This is a genomic window from Yersinia sp. J1 (assembly GCF_050586585.1).
Taxonomy (GTDB): Bacteria; Pseudomonadota; Gammaproteobacteria; order Enterobacterales; family Enterobacteriaceae; genus Yersinia; species Yersinia entomophaga.
The window spans coordinates 48293-64487 of sequence record NZ_JBOBDP010000016.1 but is presented as its reverse complement, the minus strand read 5'-3'; the positions used below and the strand labels follow the sequence as shown (position 1 = coordinate 64487).

The window sequence follows — 16195 nt, the reverse complement described above, 5'->3', positions numbered from 1 at the left end:
GCCAGAAGCCAGAAGCCAGAAGCCAGAAGCCAGAAGCCAGAAGCCAGAAGCCAGAAGCCAGGTTTTATTTTGTCGGCTCACTGAGCTTTATAGATAACACTTATTTAAAAAATCATTCGCAACGAAATTGGCGTAGGGCTAAAACCTGCAGAGTTAATGCAATTTTATAGATAAGCTGGTTTAACTGATGGCGTTGATAGCTAAAAGCATGGGTTAGGGTGAAAAGCGTCAAGCATCAGCATCAAGCATCTGCGCCAATGCCGGATAATCAGGCGTAGTGGTATTTAATGAAATGGTTCTGGCGGCAGGTTGTGGCCGGGGGAAGTGAATAAAAAATGGCTTCTTTGCCTTAATTTTAGGCATGTGAATCACAATATTCGGTTCCTGTAATAAAAAGAGTTGCTATTAAAAGCCCGTCATGAGTTAATGCGTCTCGGCCTGTGGTACAGACCTATTTATGCACGACATCTTGAGTAAAGTAGTTCATATTTAAAGCGTTATCGTTGATAGCTCTTCACTGACGAATTTCCTTCATAGTGCCTCCATAAGTAACGACTGATAACCGGCTATAACACGCCCATGGTGGCAAAAATTTTTTAATTAAGGAAATAAACATGTCTAACATGATGAAAGGTCAAGTAAAGTGGTTCAACGAGTCTAAAGGCTTCGGTTTCATCACTCCAGCTGACGGCAGCAAAGACGTGTTCGTACACTTCTCTGCAATCCAAGATCAAGGCTTCAAGACCCTGGCTGAAGGCCAGAACGTACAGTTCTCTATCGAGAACGGTGCTAAAGGTCCGTCTGCAGCAAACGTAACTGCAATCTAATCGGCCTCTCGCTGATTAATTGAAAAAACCCGCTCAGGCGGGTTTTTTGTTATCTGTAATAGGCCATGACTCAAGTTTTACGTTCCGTTTGCAACATCCCGTTCTTCCTCCAGACAATCTATCCTCGAAAGCTACCTATCAGCGCTTCCTTATTTAAAATACTACCTATCGGTAATTACCGTTGCATACCACTCTGGTACGCGTAAACCTTATCATTCTCACTGTATTATGTACTACACTAGTTGCATTGATTAAGGATAGGATAAGACTATGAAAGTTAACGATCTAGTGACAGTTAAAACCGACGGCGGCCCGAGACGGGAAGGCGTGGTTCTTGAGGTTGAGGAATTCAGTGAGGGCGTAATGTATCTGGTTTCACTGAAGGATTATCCTGAGGGAGTTTGGTTCTTCAACGAAATTGATAGCAAAGACGGGACTTTCGTGGAACCGCGTTGAATTGATTAAGCCTATATACAAGAAACCGGAGTAGGGGATTCCCTGTCTCCGGTTTTTTTACATCAATGTTAGCCTGCTACCGGCTAACACATTGAATATCCGATATATAGAGAGTTAATTGGCATGAGTAACTCGCTTAAAATGTTTCCCAGTTTTCCGTATCCAGTTCTGGTTTTTTAGCATTAAAATTATTGCTTGTCTTGGCGTTACTTGCGGGTTGTCCACCCGTGTTTTTACCTTTGCTATTTAATTGGAAAACAGCCACTGCGTGAGTCAGCATTGATGCCTGCTGCTCTAGTGATGCCGCCGCCGCTGACGCTTCCTGCACTAAAGAGGCATTTTGCTGCGTGACATTATCCATTTCAGAAACTGCCTGAGCTACCTGACTAATGCCCCGACTTTGTTCATCGGATGCAGAGGCAATTTCACCCATAATATCCGTAACATGAGTGACCGCAGTTACAATCTCTTTCATCGCTTTGCCTGCGTCAGAAACCAAAATCGAACCGTCGCCGACCAGATCAACGGAAGCTTCAATCAGACATTCTATTTCTTTGGCCGCGTCCGCACTACGTTGAGCCAAGTGACGAACTTCACTAGCGACAACCGCAAATCCACGTCCCTGCTCTCCTGCTCGGGCGGCTTCGACAGCCGCGTTTAGCGCCAGAATATTGGTCTGGAATGCTATGCTATTGATAACATTGGTAATATCTGCGATTTTCATTGAGCTAAGGGATATTTTATCCATCGTGCTCACGACATCGCTGACAATATCACCGCCTTCACGAGCTTTGCTGGAGGCATTGGCTGCCAGTTGGCTGGCATGATGAGCGTTTTCAGAGTTTTGTTTTACCGTGGCGGTTAGCTGTTCCATGCTGGCGGCAGTTTGTTCCAAAGATGCGGCCTGTTGCTCTGTTCGTGCTGATAGGTCGGTATTTCCAGACGCTATTTCACTGGTCCCTTGATAGATAGAATCTGCGCTATTTCTGACAGATTCAACGGTTCGGGATAATGATTCCTGCATCAGCTGAATGTTGCTGCCGAGTAGGCCAATTTCATTTTTGCCGAATGGAATAGTCGGTTGAGTCAGGTCGCCATCGGCAATCCGTTGGATGCGGGTGACCAGCACATTCATGGGCTTGATGATAACTTTACTAATGACTAAAAAAGTCACCAAAGTAAGAACCACGGTGAAAATGAAGGCTCCGCCCATCAAGATATAACCTAACCGAGCCCCTTGTTTAGCCGATTGATTTATCTGATTGGCTTGCTCGGCAAGATAATTAATGCTGGCGAGCAAAGGTTCGTTATAGGCCATATCTAACTGTTTAAGCTTTTCCGCTTCGAGAGAAATAACTTCCTCAAAGTGGCCCTGTTGTGAGGCATCCAACATCGGCATCATCCCTTCGCTGCGATATTGTTCGTAAGCTTTCTTAAGCGGTATATCCAGAGCTAACTCATTTTTATCTTTACCTGGGCGATTGAAGTAAAGATCAAACATCTTTTGCGATTCAGCCAGACGATTCTCCGCCGTTTTTAAACCGGATTGATAACTTTCCGTGTCGCCAATGCGTGCGGCAGAAGCGGCCTGAATCAAAATTAAGCGTGCCGCTCGGAGATAATCTGAGCTGTTGGATAAACCTAGACGAATGTCCACCTCTTTAGTAGCGTGCTCAAGATACTGATTACTTTGTTTTAAGAAGTAGCTAGATGTGCCAATGGCCACGGCAAACAGTGCCAGTATGCCAGCCAGAATTGCCACAAACAGAGTAACCAGGCGGATATTATTAATAAATATGACTTTTGCCTGCGAAGGCGTGGCTGTATCTATTAATTGCTGTGTACTTCCACTTTTCATTATTATTTCCGTCTTAAAGGCGATCGAAGGGAGAGGTAGGAACCGGACAGAACTTTATTCACATTGGTAATTAACTACATAAACTGCATAGAGTACTTTTAAAACCTATCGGCCATTGACCCGAAATGCTTAGGGTTATATATGCGACAGAGATCGCAAAACTGATTAAATACGTTCATAAAACTAAAGAATGGAACCTATAAGGCCGATAAAGCTGCAAATTTACCAAGGGATTTATCAGAAAAACTGGATTGGCTTAATACAGTATCGCGGTAACTTGCTGTTTTTCATCTTCCTTGCCTTCCTCACGCTCTGGTTGAATGGCCCGAGCGAAGTACGATAGCTAATGCAATAGCGCTCCTACGAATGAAAGAACTGCTGGTGGCTGTGAACTTATGCTTGAGTAAGGGAACATCAGCTCTAAAATGCTGACAACCCGACAACCCGACAACCCGACAACCCGACAACCCGACAACCCGACAACCCGACAACCCGACAACCCGACAACCCGACAACCTGACAACCTGACAACCTGACAACCTGACAACCTGACAACCTGACAACCTGACAACCTGACAACCTGACAACCTGACAACCTGACAACCTGACAACCTGACAACCTGACAACCTGACAACCCGACAACCCGACAGATTGAATTCTTTATACAGATTGAGTTACAGGGAGCGGTAGGGATAAACACGATTATCTTTGCGAAGGATAAGATACGCGAAGCGATGCAATGTCTCATACAGGGCTTGGGCTTTTGTTAATCTTTCTGAGTTAGCCGTCACTGAAACGAGTAAATTCGTGATAGGGGAGCTAAAAATGTTTTGGTTCCCTGCGCGGGAGAGCAAAAATCAGGTGCGCTGTGGCATTACGGAAACTCATAAGCCGGCTTAATTGAACGCCAGAAGATTATTTTTTCCTTGAGCAATAAATTCAATGATAAGAATATTTTCCTTTTTTAAGCGAAATACACTTAATTATCAACGTAAACGAAGTTTTTAATTATATTTCCTAATGAATTATTGTCGTTTATGATTTGTTGAAAAAACCTCGCTTTACATATTTATTCCCCGAACCTATAATTATGCGAAATTTCAGTGGAGAGAATTAATGGACACCCAAAGTTGTAGTCAAATAAGCAAGGCAAGCTGACTCATCTCCTTCTGATTTGTTGCTTGCCGAACATGGCGGGCAGCACCCTCAAGTTTTATTCTGAACTGTGCATACCCTAGTGAATTATAAATAGTCGATGGTTTTATCATCGAAAGAGTTTATTTGGATTTTATTATGGTATTCAACGGTCACTCTCTATTTCCTCCTGGTTTTCACATCAGTTAATTGCTGAGTATTCTCTCGGCACAATTACCTGTGTGCTAAATAGCACATGATTACTCTTCCATTAATAATGTGGATAGAATCATGTCATTGACTCCGTTCGTCTTAAATATATTACTCGCTACGGCTTTGGGCGCATTAATTGGCGCTGAGCGTCAATGGCGTCAGCGTATGGCGGGATTACGCACTTATGCTTTGGTTGCTACAGGCGCTGCGATATTTGTTCTTAGCTCTGCCGTAACATCTCCGGATAGTCCGGGGCGAATTGCCGCACAAATTGTTTCTGGGATCGGTTTTTTGGGCGCCGGTGTTATTATGCGCGACGGCATGAATATTCGCGGTTTGAACACGGCGGCGACTCTGTGGTGTTCCGCTGCGGTGGGCGTTCTTTGCGGACTTGGGCTTGTCTGGCATGCGGTGTGTGCGACTGCGATTATTTTGAGCGCTAATATATTACTGCGCGAAGCTGCTCATCGAATTAATCTACAGCCCCAACAACAGGCTCTCGATCTGGAAGTTCGTTATCGTATTCAGGTAACCTGCGGCACTGAAGATGAAATATTGGTGAGAACATTAATATTGCAGGGATTGAATGGAATGGCACTGCGTTTGCAATCTTTATGTAGCGCAGATATTTCTCGTCCCGGTCAATTAGAAGTGTGTGCCGAAATAATGGCAACGCCAGCGGCGCAAAAAGAAATAGAAGGCATTGTTTGTCGCGTTAGTCTGGAAAGAAGCGTCAGCGCGGTTCATTGGCGAGTGGCATCAGAATTGCCCATATGAAATTTTACTGTTATCTGGCAAAACTATTAATCATAAATAATAAACTATTCTCACCCAAGTGGTAGTAAGGAGCCGTTATGGACGAGCACCCCGGAGTTAAATTAATCAAGCGTTGTTAATTTCGATTTAAATTAATCTGGTTGGCAACGCAATAAATAAATCTCGACGTCAGTTTATTCTCAAAATAATTGGGAGGATAAACCCTGCGTGATGAGTATGAAATAAAAAGAGATGCGTTATGACCAAATTAATGAAAACAGGGCAAGCGGAAAATTATCGCCGTGAAAAAAACAAACCTTTTGTCGTTGCACAAGAGGCCAAAAATAGTCTGGATTTAACCTTATCCAAATTGAATGCCAATTTAAATGGTTTAACCGAAGAGGATGCCCAGGAACGCCTTGAGCAATATGGCGCAAATGAAGTTGCTCATGATAAAGCCCCACATGCGTTGATACAGCTGGTCGCTGCTTTTAATAATCCGTTTATTTTTGTCCTAATGGTACTGGCGGCGATCAGTTTCTTCACTGATTACTGGCTGCCGATGAAACAAGGGGAAGAAACCGATCTTACCGGCGTATTTATTATTGTGATTATGGTACTGCTGAGCGGATTTTTGCGATTCTGGCAAGAATACCGTACCAATAAAGCGGCAGAAGCCTTGAAATCGATGGTAAGAACTACCGCAACGGTAATGCGTCGTGAAAAACACAGCGTGCAGCCGGTTAAAAGGGAAGTGTCGATTAAAGAATTGGTTCCGGGGGATATTATTTATTTGTCTGCTGGAGATATGGTTCCTGCTGATCTCAGATTGGTTTCTTCAAGGGATCTGTTTATCAGTCAGGCAATTTTGACTGGTGAAGCAATTCCTATCGAAAAATACGATGCATTAAGCTGTGTAAGCCAAAAATCAACCTCCTCGGAGGCCTGTAGTGAAAGTGAGCTGCTGGAATTATCTAACGTTTGTTTGATGGGAACCAACGTGGCGAGTGGAACGGCGACCGCGGTGGTCGTGGCTACCGGAGGGCATACCTATTTTGGTTCGCTGGCGAAATCTATCGTAGGAACGCGTTCTCAAACCGCATTTGACCGTGGCGTCAACAGTGTTAGCTGGTTATTGATCCGATTTATGCTGGTTATGGTTCCGATTGTTTTACTGATTAATGGTTTTACCAAAGGTGATTGGACGGAAGCGGCATTATTTGCCTTAGCGGTTGCCGTGGGCTTAACGCCAGAAATGTTGCCAATGATTGTCAGCTCTAACCTGGCAAAAGGCGCAATCGCCATGGCCAAAAGAAAAGTGGTTGTTAAGCGACTAAATGCTATACAAAATTTCGGCGCGATGGATGTGTTGTGCACCGATAAAACTGGCACATTGACTCAGGATCGTATCATTCTGGAACATCATTTAGATGCGAAAGGCTGTAACGATACTCGGGTCCTGCAACTGGCCTGGCTCAATAGCTATCATCAAAGCGGTATGCGGAATCTGATGGATCAGGCGGTTATCAGTTTTGGCCGCGGTAAATCAGTTATCGATCCTTTGCGTAGTTACAATAAAGTCGATGAATTACCTTTCGATTTTGTGCGTCGCCGCTTGTCGATTGTGGTGAAAGATAAGGATCAGCGGCAGCAGTTGATCTGCAAAGGTGCGGTGGAAGAAATGCTCCAAATCTGTAGCCATATTCGCGATGGCGATCAGATTTTGCCGATGAATGATGCGCGTCGGCAGGCATTGCTGACACTAGCCAGCCAATATAATCAGGACGGTTTCCGGGTTCTGCTGCTAGCAACTCGGGATATGGGATCGCAGGTCAGCAATGTTCCACTCAGTATTCACGATGAAAAAGAGCTGATTGTCGAAGGGGTGTTGACGTTCCTCGATCCGCCAAAGGAAAGTGCGGCGGCGGCCATTGCTGCACTGCGTGAAAATGGCGTAGCGGTAAAAGTTTTAACCGGCGATAACCCGATTATCACCAGCAAAATTTGTCGCGATGTTGGTTTGGAACCGGGAGAACCACTCGGTGGCAGCGATATTGAATTGATGGATGATGAAACGCTGGCGCGTGAAGTCGAGTTGCGCACGGTATTCACCAAACTAACACCATTACAAAAATCTCGCGTATTGAAAATGTTGCAGGCCAACGGGCATACGGTCGGTTTCCTCGGCGATGGTATCAATGATGCTCCGGCGTTGCGCGATGCAGACGTGGGAATTTCCGTTGATACCGCAACCGATATAGCGAAAGAATCCGCGGATATCATTTTGCTGGAAAAAAATCTGATGGTGCTGGAGGAGGGCGTAATCAAAGGGCGAGAAACCTTTGGTAATATCATCAAATACCTAAACATGACCGCCAGTTCCAACTTCGGCAATGTGTTTTCCGTATTGGTTGCCAGTGCTTTTATTCCTTTTTTGCCGATGTTGGCGATTCATTTACTGCTGCAAAATCTGATGTACGATATTTCCCAGCTATCATTGCCTTGGGATAAAATGGATAAAGAATTTTTGCGCAAACCGCGTAAGTGGGATGCGAAAAACATTGGCCGCTTTATGCTATGGATTGGCCCAACCTCGTCTATTTTTGATATTACTACTTACGCATTAATGTGGTTTGTCTTCGCGGCTAATAGCGTAGAGCATCAGGCGCTATTCCAGTCTGGCTGGTTTATTGAGGGGCTACTCTCGCAAACATTGGTTGTGCATATGTTGCGCACGCAAAAAATTCCGTTTATCCAAAGTACTGCTGCGTTGCCGGTTTTATTGATGACCGGATTGGTTATGGCGATTGGTATTTATATTCCGTTCTCACCTCTTGGCGCGCTGGTCGGTCTGCAGCCGCTGCCGTGGCAATATTTCCCGTGGTTAGCGGGTACATTGATTAGTTATTGCGTGGTTGCGCAATTGATGAAGCGATTCTATATCCGTCGCTTTGGGGAGTGGCTGTAAATTAAAGATTCTGATTAAACGGCGTCGTACAATTATTCACCGGGGTCTTCTGACCCCGGTTTTATTGTTTATTCGTTGCTCACGCGAATAACCAACTTACCAAAGTTCTTACCTTGTAGCAGACCCATAAAGGCCTGTGGGGCATTCTCCAATCCATCAACTAAATCTTCGCGGAATTTGATCTTGCCCTGTTCGAGCCATTCGTTCATCTGTTTGATGAATTCGCCGTAGTGATGAGCATAGTCGTCAAAAATGATGAACCCCTGCATTCTGATGCGTTTACGTAAAATCAGACCTTGCAATAACGGCAGGCGATCTGGGCCGTCAGGTAATGCGGTGGCGTTATACTGTGAAATAATGCCGCAAACAGGAATACGTGCTTGGGTGTTTAGCAGAGGTAAGACCGCATCGAATACGGCACCGCCGACGTTTTCGTAGTAAATATCTATACCGTCAGAGCAGGCTTTAGCTAATTGCTGAGGAAAATCAGTAGATTGATGATCAATGCAGACGTCAAATCCCAGTTCTTCTACCACATAGCGACATTTTTCTGTGCCACCGGCAATGCCAACTACACGGCAGCCTTTAATTTTCCCAATTTGTCCAACAACAGAACCTACCGCGCCGCTGGCAGCCGCCACCACCAGTGTTTCGCCTTCTTTTGGCTGACCTATATCCAGTAATCCCATATAGGCGGTAAATCCAGGCATGCCCAAAACACCAAGTGAGCGAGAAGGATGAGACAGTAATGGGCCAAGGTTTTTCACATTGCTGCCGTCAGAAACCGCGTAATCCTGCCATCCGTTAACGGACAATACCCAATCACCGACTTTAAAATCAGGATGTTGCGAGGCTTCAACCCGGGAAACCGTGCCGCCAACCATCACGTCGTCAATGGCAACTGGAGGGGCATATGATGGGGCATCGCTCATGCGACCACGCATATAAGGATCGAGAGATAAATAGCGGGTTCTCAGCAAGATCTGTCCTGCCGCTGGCTGAGGGATATCTCTGATCTCTAAACGAAAATTATCCGCTGTCGGTGCGCCTTTGGGTCTGGAGGCCAGCACAATACGACGGTTATGGATTTTATCTTGAGGCATGTTGAGTTCCTTGCTCGTTTGACAGATCTGAATGAGGTGCGGCTAGCGCAAACCTCGTTAGGTGCTGCAAAAAGAATAATGGGTATTACGCAAAATGCCTCAGTAAGGCGCAGCCGTTATAGCGGGACGATCAGGACATCAACGCGGCTGGCATTGATTAATCGGGTAGCTGAGCAATAAATTTTATTCATCATGCTGGCGCTATGATGGCCGCAAATAACCAAGTCTATTTGCCGTTTATTACTGACGTAATTCAGGCTATCCGCTAATTCGCCGTGGAGAATGGCCATTTCAGCAATGGGATAATTGGTTTTGGCCTGTAACTCAGCCATAAATAAGCGAGCTTCTTCCTGTAACAGGTTGCGCAGATCGCCCAGCATTGGCGCTGCAAAGTTATTATACATTTCCGGTTCGGTAGTCAGCGTGACCAAAGAAATAATACCGTTATGTGGGCGAACGATTGAAACCGCCTTGTCGACTAATTGCTGGCTGTCCGGCGAAAGTGAAACAGCAACCAGTACATTTTGATATTTCATTATTCTCTCCACTAAACAACATCATAGCTAAAGAGTAGGGGATAGGCCGGCTTGAGGATGAGATCTGCTTCACAGTTAATCTTTTTGTTAAATTCATAGCATAAAATAGCGCCAATCGTATGCAAAATGACCTTATAAACGGTTTTTATGTGTAAATTTTACCCAAAACGAGATTATACCTTTGCAAAAAGTATGGGTATGTACCACATTTAATAAATTCTCTCCAAGCGCAGTAGACAATGACGCTATCTGAAATGTTTTGTTACGTCTGTTGTGGCTTTCCAGACCTCTTTTGGACATTTTTAACCGATTATTCCTAGTTGGTTATTATTCGAACACTTATTAAGTGGCTGCTAATGGTTTTTAATCGTCGCGATTACTCGGGAAAAAATATAGTTTACTTAAGTTATTTATAGTTTTGACGATCATTTAATTTACTTAATAGCGATTAATTCTGGGATTCCCGCCTCATGGCAGATTTATGCTCCGTTATTTTGGTTTGGTGATGTTTTTGTTCGAATTGATCTAAAAAAGCTAAGAATTAGGCTTATATGATTGGATTTTAAGACGGTTTCTGACTTGGGCTTGTTTTTTAACCGTCAAATTGATCAAAAAATAAGCTAGCTACACCATATTTCAGAAAATTATATTTTATTTTTGTGACTTGTGTCACATTACATTTAAAATAAATCACTACTCACGTTGTATGTGCCGACGATTCGGGAGTAGAGTTGGCCCTCTTTAGGAATATTCCTAATATTTGTAAGAAAAGTTTCATGAACATGACGCAATAATAGAACGGTCGAAAAATACTGTAGCCCAAGCGTCTGACATGAGGCTACGTAACAAAATGGTTTTTTTCTGTGATACCAGTAGTCTTTTAATTACTTTTAGTTCTATACGTTTTAATAAACGGTATAACGGGAAGGATCCCTGGTCATGGGTGATAAACACCTTCACCCAACTTATGTTTTAAAACATAATCTGTCGGGATGTATAAGATGAGTACGTCTGAATTACTCAAACATATTTATGATATTAATTTGTCATATTTACTTTTAGCACAGCGTTTAATTAATGATGAGAAAGCATCTGCCATGTTTCGTTTAGGTATCACGGATACTATGGCCGACGCATTATCTCAATTAACGTTGCCTCAAATGGTTAAATTGGCGGAAACCAATCAATTAGTTTGCCATTTCCGCTTTAACGATCACAACACTATTCATCATCTGACGAAAGAATCTCGCGTGGATGATTTGCAGCAAATCCATACTGGGATTTTATTGTCAAGCCACTTACTGCATGAGTTATCGTTGAAAGACGGTAGTGCGTCTAAAAAAAGAGCATGACGATGGTTGAGAAAAGTATTGTTCAGGAAGCCAAAGATATTCATCTCGCAATGGAGCTGATTACCTTAGGTGCGCGTTTGCAAATGCTAGAAAGTGAAACTCAGCTCAGTCGTGGCCGTCTGATTAAACTTTACAAAGAGCTACGAGGCAGTCCGCCGCCGAAGGGAATGTTGCCATTCTCGACGGATTGGTTCATGACGTGGGAACAAAATATTCATTCATCGATGTTTTATAATGCCTACAGTTTCTTACTGAAAAGTGGGCAATGCACCGGCGTTGAAGCGGTTATTAAAGCTTATCGGCTCTATTTGGAACAATGCCCGGATCGGGTGGAAGAGCCGCCGTTACTGGCTTTGACCCGTGCCTGGACTTTAGTGAGATTCGTTGATAGCGGTATGTTGCAGCTATCTGGCTGTAGCTGCTGTGGGGGGACTTTTATCACCCACGCCCATCAACCGCGTAACAGTTTTGTCTGTAGTCTTTGCCAGCCTCCTTCCCGCGCAGTAAAAAAACGTAAACTTTCTCCGCAACCTGCCGATATAACTACACAACTGCTGGATGAGCAGGTTAGACGCGCAGTTTAAGTGAGATTTGATTGTTAGATTTTTGTCAGGCAGGCCCGGTATGGATACTCGGTTTGCCTGATACTAGCGACTTTCGATGGATCTTAAACTCCGCAAAACACCTCACCTTCCACCCACACACTTTGCTAAGGATGTCACGTGTTAGTTATTTTGGGTTATATCGTGGTACTAGGTGCGGTACTCGGTGGCTACATGATGGTAGGGGGCCACCTTGGTGCGCTCTATCAGCCGTCGGAATTTTTAATTATCGCTGGTGCCGGTATTGGGGCATTTATTGTTGGTAACAACGGTAAAGCGATAAAAGCCACATTGCGCGCAATGCCGAAGCTATTGCGCAGATCTAAATATAACAAAGTGCTATATATGGATTTAATGGCATTGTTGTATCGGTTATTAGCTAAATCGCGTCAGCAGGGGATGTTGTCACTCGAAAATGATATTGAAGATCCCCAGCAAAGTGAAATTTTCTCTAATTATCCCCGTATTCTCGCCGATAAAATATTAGTCGAGTTTATTACCGACTATTTGCGTTTAATAGTCAGCGGAAATATGAATGCCTTCGAAATTGAAGCGCTGATGGAAGAAGAAATAGAGACCTTCGAACAGGAAAGCGAAGTCCCCGCCGGTAGCTTGGCCATGGCGGGCGATTCATTACCCGCTTTCGGTATTGTGGCCGCGGTGATGGGGGTTGTTCATGCCCTGGCTTCTGCGGATAGACCTGCGGCTGAACTGGGCGCGTTAATTGCTCATGCAATGGTTGGTACTTTCCTCGGTATTTTATTGGCTTACGGCTTTGTTTCTCCGCTGGCAACCCTATTGCGTCAGCAAAGTGCTGAAACGACCAAAATGATGCAGTGCATCAAGGTGACGCTGCTTTCCAGTCTGAACGGCTATGCGCCGCAAATCGCCGTAGAGTTTGGCCGCAAAACCCTTTACACCACCGAGCGCCCGTCATTTATCGAGCTAGAAGAACATGTGCGTAGAGTGAAAGCTCCTGCACCTCAAGCGACAGAAGAGGACGCATGAAGCATCAGAATCACCCCGTTATTCTGGTTAAGAGGCGTAAAGGCAAACATGGGGGAGGCCATCACGGCGGCTCATGGAAGATTGCTTATGCTGACTTTATGACAGCGATGATGGCTTTCTTTTTGGTGATGTGGTTACTGTCGATTTCCAGCCCCCAAGAGCTGACGCAGATTGCAGAATATTTCCGTACGCCGTTGAAGGTGGCTTTAACCAGCGGTGATAAAAGCAGCTCCAGCACTAGCCCGATACCTGGCGGTGGTGACGATCCCACCCAACAACAGGGCGAAGTGAGGAAAGTAAGCAAATCGGCCGAAGCCCGGCAGGAAGAAAATCGGTTGAATAAACTGCGCGAGAAGCTGGACGAACTGATTGAGTCCGATCCTCGCCTGAAAGCGCTACGTCCACACCTACTGATTAACATGATGGATGAAGGGTTACGCATTCAAATTATTGATAGTCAAAATCGGCCTATGTTCCAGATGGGCAGCGCGCAGGTTGAGCCGTACATGCGCGATATTCTGCGGGCGATTGCGCCAATTTTGAATGATATTCCGAATAAAATCAGTCTGTCAGGCCATACCGATGATTTGCCTTATGCCAACGGTGAACGAGGTTACAGTAACTGGGAGCTCTCTGCCGATCGTGCTAATGCTTCACGACGCGAATTGCTGACCGGCGGGTTGTCGGAAGGGAAGGTGCTGCGGGTGGTGGGCATGGCGTCTACAATGGGGTTAAAGGAGCAGAGAGCCACCGATCCAGTGAACCGACGCATCAGTATTTTGGTGTTGAACAAACAGACGCAGCAAAGCATTGAACACGAAAATCTGGATAACAAAGCGCTGGATATTGAGAAAGCTGAAGGTTTGAAACAGCTCGAATCCAGTGCACAACCTGTCGCAGGAACGGAGTCCACTGCAACGGTTGCACCGCAGGCCGCACCGGCCGTCGAGCCAGCTGTATCTGCGGTAACAACACAATCTGCGCCGGTTGCTGAGTCGCCGGTAGTGGGGAATTCAGTGGCAGCACCTGACGCACCGGTAGCGACACCGCCGGTCGGCGCGGATGTCACTCCGCCGCCGGCAGCAGAGCCACCACAACCGAATACGGAGACGGCTACCTCAGTCGCCACTGGGCCAACAACATCGTTGCCAGCTGCACCTGAATCTCAAGTACCTGTCTCTCCGACAAGCCGCGACGCACAGTAGAGGTGACAACGTGAGCATGGATATTACCGCGTTTTATCAAACATTCTTTGATGAAGCAGACGAACTGCTGGCAGACATGGAACAGCACCTGTTATTGCTGGACCCATTAGCGCCTGATAATGAACAGCTCAATGCGATTTTTCGTGCAGCGCATTCAATCAAGGGCGGGGCCGCAACCTTCGGCTTTACCGTGTTACAAGAAACAACCCATCTGCTGGAAAACTTGTTGGATGGTGCCAGACGCAATGAAATGCGCCTGAGCACTGACATCATCAACCTGTTTTTGGAAACAAAAGACATCATGCAAGAACAGTTGGACGCCTATAAAACCTCCCAAGAACCCAATCGGGATAGCTTTGAATATATCTGTCAGGCATTGCGCCAACTGGCACTTGAAGCATTAGAACCGGCGGCTGCGGCTAACGCACCTGCGGCGGCTAACGAGGCTAAAACCACAGCGACCCCGGCTCTGGTTCAGGGAGGAATGCGTATTTGCCTGTCTGGCCTGAAGCCACAGGAAATCCCGCTGATGCTGGAAGAACTGGGCAATCTGGGGGAAGTGAAAGACCCTCATCAGGGTGAAAACAGCCTGGAAGCGACGCTGATAACTTCAGTGAGTGAAGACGATATTTGTGCCGTGCTGTGCTTCGTTTTGGAACCGGAACAAATCAGTTTTGTAGAAGCACCGGCAGTAGCGGACGTTGTTATACCAGCGACAAATGCACCTGCGGCAAGTGCGCCAGCAGTGGAAGCGGCGCCTGTTACAGCCGCTGCACCGGTAGCGGAAGCGGTGAAACCGGCTCCGGCTACCGGCGCTGAGCCAGCGAAACCGCGGCCAAAAGCCAGCGAATCAACCAGTATTCGCGTAGCGGTTGAGAAGGTTGACCAATTGATCAATCTGGTGGGTGAATTAGTGATCACCCAATCCATGTTGGCCCAGCGTTCCAGCACTCTGGATCCGGTAGCTCATGGCGATCTGCTTAACAGCATGGGGCAGTTGGAGCGTAACGCTCGGGATCTGCAAGAGTCGGTAATGTCGATTCGTATGATGCCGATGGAATATGTATTCAGCCGCTTCCCGCGTTTAGTTCGCGATCTGGCCAGCAAGCTGAATAAGCAAGTAGAACTGACGTTATTGGGCAGTTCTACCGAGCTGGACAAGAGCCTGATCGAACGCATTATCGATCCGTTAACGCATTTGGTGCGTAACAGTCTGGATCACGGCGTTGAAAATCCTGAAACCCGTATTGCAGCAGGTAAATCCCCGGTCGGCAATCTGACGCTGTCGGCGGAGCATCAGGGCGGCAATATCTGTATTGAGGTGATCGATGACGGCGCCGGTCTGAATCGTCAAAAAATTCTGGCTAAAGCGATGTCTCAAGGCATGGCGGTGAATGAACACATGAGCGATGAAGACGTCGGCATGTTGATTTTTGCACCGGGCTTTTCCACCGCTGAGCAGGTAACGGATGTTTCCGGCCGCGGCGTGGGCATGGACGTAGTGAAACGAAATATTCAGGAAATGGGCGGCCATGTGCAAGTCAGTTTCCAGGCAGGGAAGGGCACGTCTATTCGCATCCTGCTGCCGCTAACGCTGGCGATTCTGGACGGTATGTCGGTCAAAGTGAATGATGAAGTGTTCATTCTGCCATTGAATGCGGTTATGGAATCTCTGCAACCTCAGGCGGAGGATTTGCATCCGTTGGCTGGCGGCGAGCGCGTATTACAGGTACGCGGTGAGTATCTTCCTTTGGTTGAGCTATACCGGGTGTTTGACGTTCCTAATGCTAAAACCGAAGCCACTCAGGGCATTGTGGTGATTCTGCAAAGTGCAGGCCGTCGTTATGCGCTGTTGGTCGATCAGTTGATTGGTCAGCATCAGGTGGTAGTGAAAAACCTGGAAAGTAACTATCGCAAAGTGCCGGGTATTTCTGCCGCAACCATTCTGGGGGACGGCAGCGTTGCTCTGATCGTGGATGTTTCTGCTCTACAGGCGTTAAACCGGGAAAAGCGTGTATCCGTTGAGGATGCCGCGTAGCCAGTCCGAATATGGACACAGGATGCCGACTAAGGTTGGCAGTCCTGAATATAAGCATAACAATCTATTCACGCCGTGCGGTTAGTTGAGTTTAATCGCGCTGGCCGGGCTAAACGGCTTCGTGGAATAGATTATAAA

Annotated in this window: 13 protein-coding genes; 9 read left to right on the top strand and 4 right to left on the bottom strand. The window is 46.2% G+C overall.

What is annotated here, in order from left to right; all coding sequences use genetic code 11:
• Window positions 1-228: 228 nt before the first annotated feature.
• A complete protein-coding gene (locus ACQ4OC_RS16940; RefSeq protein ID WP_276148124.1) occupies window positions 229-363 on the bottom strand; it encodes a hypothetical protein in 135 nt (44 codons plus the stop codon).
• A 251-nt stretch (window positions 364-614) separates the two neighbouring features.
• Between ACQ4OC_RS16940 and cspE the strand changes: the two genes are divergently transcribed.
• Both cspE and dsrB read left to right on the top strand, forming a co-directional pair.
• Window positions 615-827 carry a transcription antiterminator/RNA stability regulator CspE gene (gene cspE / locus ACQ4OC_RS16935; protein WP_002210893.1) on the top strand — a complete coding sequence of 71 codons (213 nt, stop codon included), beginning with the start codon at window positions 615-617 and terminating at the stop codon, window positions 825-827.
• Between the two features lie 270 nt (window positions 828-1097).
• Window positions 1098-1283 carry a protein DsrB gene (dsrB, locus tag ACQ4OC_RS16930; RefSeq protein ID WP_064517591.1) on the top strand — a complete coding sequence of 62 codons (186 nt, stop codon included), beginning with the start codon at window positions 1098-1100 and terminating at the stop codon, window positions 1281-1283.
• A 136-nt stretch (window positions 1284-1419) separates the two neighbouring features.
• On the opposite strand, the gene ACQ4OC_RS16925 is transcribed toward dsrB, so the two are convergent.
• Window positions 1420-3141, bottom strand: coding sequence for a methyl-accepting chemotaxis protein (locus ACQ4OC_RS16925; RefSeq protein ID WP_064517593.1), 1722 nt, complete (start codon window positions 3139-3141; stop codon window positions 1420-1422).
• Between the two features lie 1426 nt (window positions 3142-4567).
• On the opposite strand from ACQ4OC_RS16925, the gene ACQ4OC_RS16920 reads away from it, so the two are divergent.
• Together ACQ4OC_RS16920 and mgtA are read left to right on the top strand one after the other, a co-directional pair.
• Window positions 4568-5266, top strand: a complete 699-nt coding sequence (locus tag ACQ4OC_RS16920; protein WP_064517595.1) for an MgtC family protein — start codon at window positions 4568-4570, stop codon at window positions 5264-5266.
• Between the two features lie 238 nt (window positions 5267-5504).
• Window positions 5505-8213 carry a magnesium-translocating P-type ATPase gene (gene mgtA, locus ACQ4OC_RS16915; RefSeq protein ID WP_120806729.1) on the top strand — a complete coding sequence of 903 codons (2709 nt, stop codon included), beginning with the start codon at window positions 5505-5507 and terminating at the stop codon, window positions 8211-8213.
• A 68-nt stretch (window positions 8214-8281) separates the two neighbouring features.
• On the opposite strand, the gene ACQ4OC_RS16910 is transcribed toward mgtA, so the two are convergent.
• Both ACQ4OC_RS16910 and uspC read right to left on the bottom strand, forming a co-directional pair.
• The gene (locus tag ACQ4OC_RS16910; RefSeq protein WP_120806730.1) at window positions 8282-9316 is read right to left on the bottom strand and encodes an NADP-dependent oxidoreductase; all 1035 of its coding nucleotides are present in this window, start codon (window positions 9314-9316) and stop codon (window positions 8282-8284) included.
• Between the two features lie 116 nt (window positions 9317-9432).
• Window positions 9433-9852, bottom strand: coding sequence for a universal stress protein UspC (uspC, locus tag ACQ4OC_RS16905; protein WP_064517600.1), 420 nt, complete (start codon window positions 9850-9852; stop codon window positions 9433-9435).
• Between the two features lie 1001 nt (window positions 9853-10853).
• Between uspC and flhD the strand changes: the two genes are divergently transcribed.
• The 5 genes from flhD (at window position 10854) to cheA (ending at window position 16057) form a co-directional block, all read left to right on the top strand.
• Window positions 10854-11204, top strand: a complete 351-nt coding sequence (flhD, locus tag ACQ4OC_RS16900; protein ID WP_038242066.1) for a flagellar transcriptional regulator FlhD — start codon at window positions 10854-10856, stop codon at window positions 11202-11204.
• Between the two features lie 2 nt (window positions 11205-11206).
• Entirely contained in the window at window positions 11207-11788 is a 582-nt protein-coding gene (flhC, locus tag ACQ4OC_RS16895) for a flagellar transcriptional regulator FlhC (RefSeq protein ID WP_049597484.1), read from the top strand.
• A gap of 138 nt (window positions 11789-11926) precedes the next feature.
• Window positions 11927-12814 (top strand): flagellar motor stator protein MotA, encoded by an 888-nt coding sequence (gene motA / locus ACQ4OC_RS16890; RefSeq protein ID WP_064517603.1) that lies wholly within the window; start codon window positions 11927-11929, stop codon window positions 12812-12814.
• Window positions 12811-14019 carry a flagellar motor protein MotB gene (gene motB / locus ACQ4OC_RS16885; protein ID WP_064517605.1) on the top strand — a complete coding sequence of 403 codons (1209 nt, stop codon included), beginning with the start codon at window positions 12811-12813 and terminating at the stop codon, window positions 14017-14019. The genes motA and motB overlap by 4 nt, the downstream gene beginning before the upstream one ends.
• Window positions 14020-14035: 16 nt before the next feature.
• Window positions 14036-16057 carry a chemotaxis protein CheA gene (gene cheA / locus ACQ4OC_RS16880; protein ID WP_162975217.1) on the top strand — a complete coding sequence of 674 codons (2022 nt, stop codon included), beginning with the start codon at window positions 14036-14038 and terminating at the stop codon, window positions 16055-16057.
• Window positions 16058-16195: the final 138 nt, after the last annotated feature.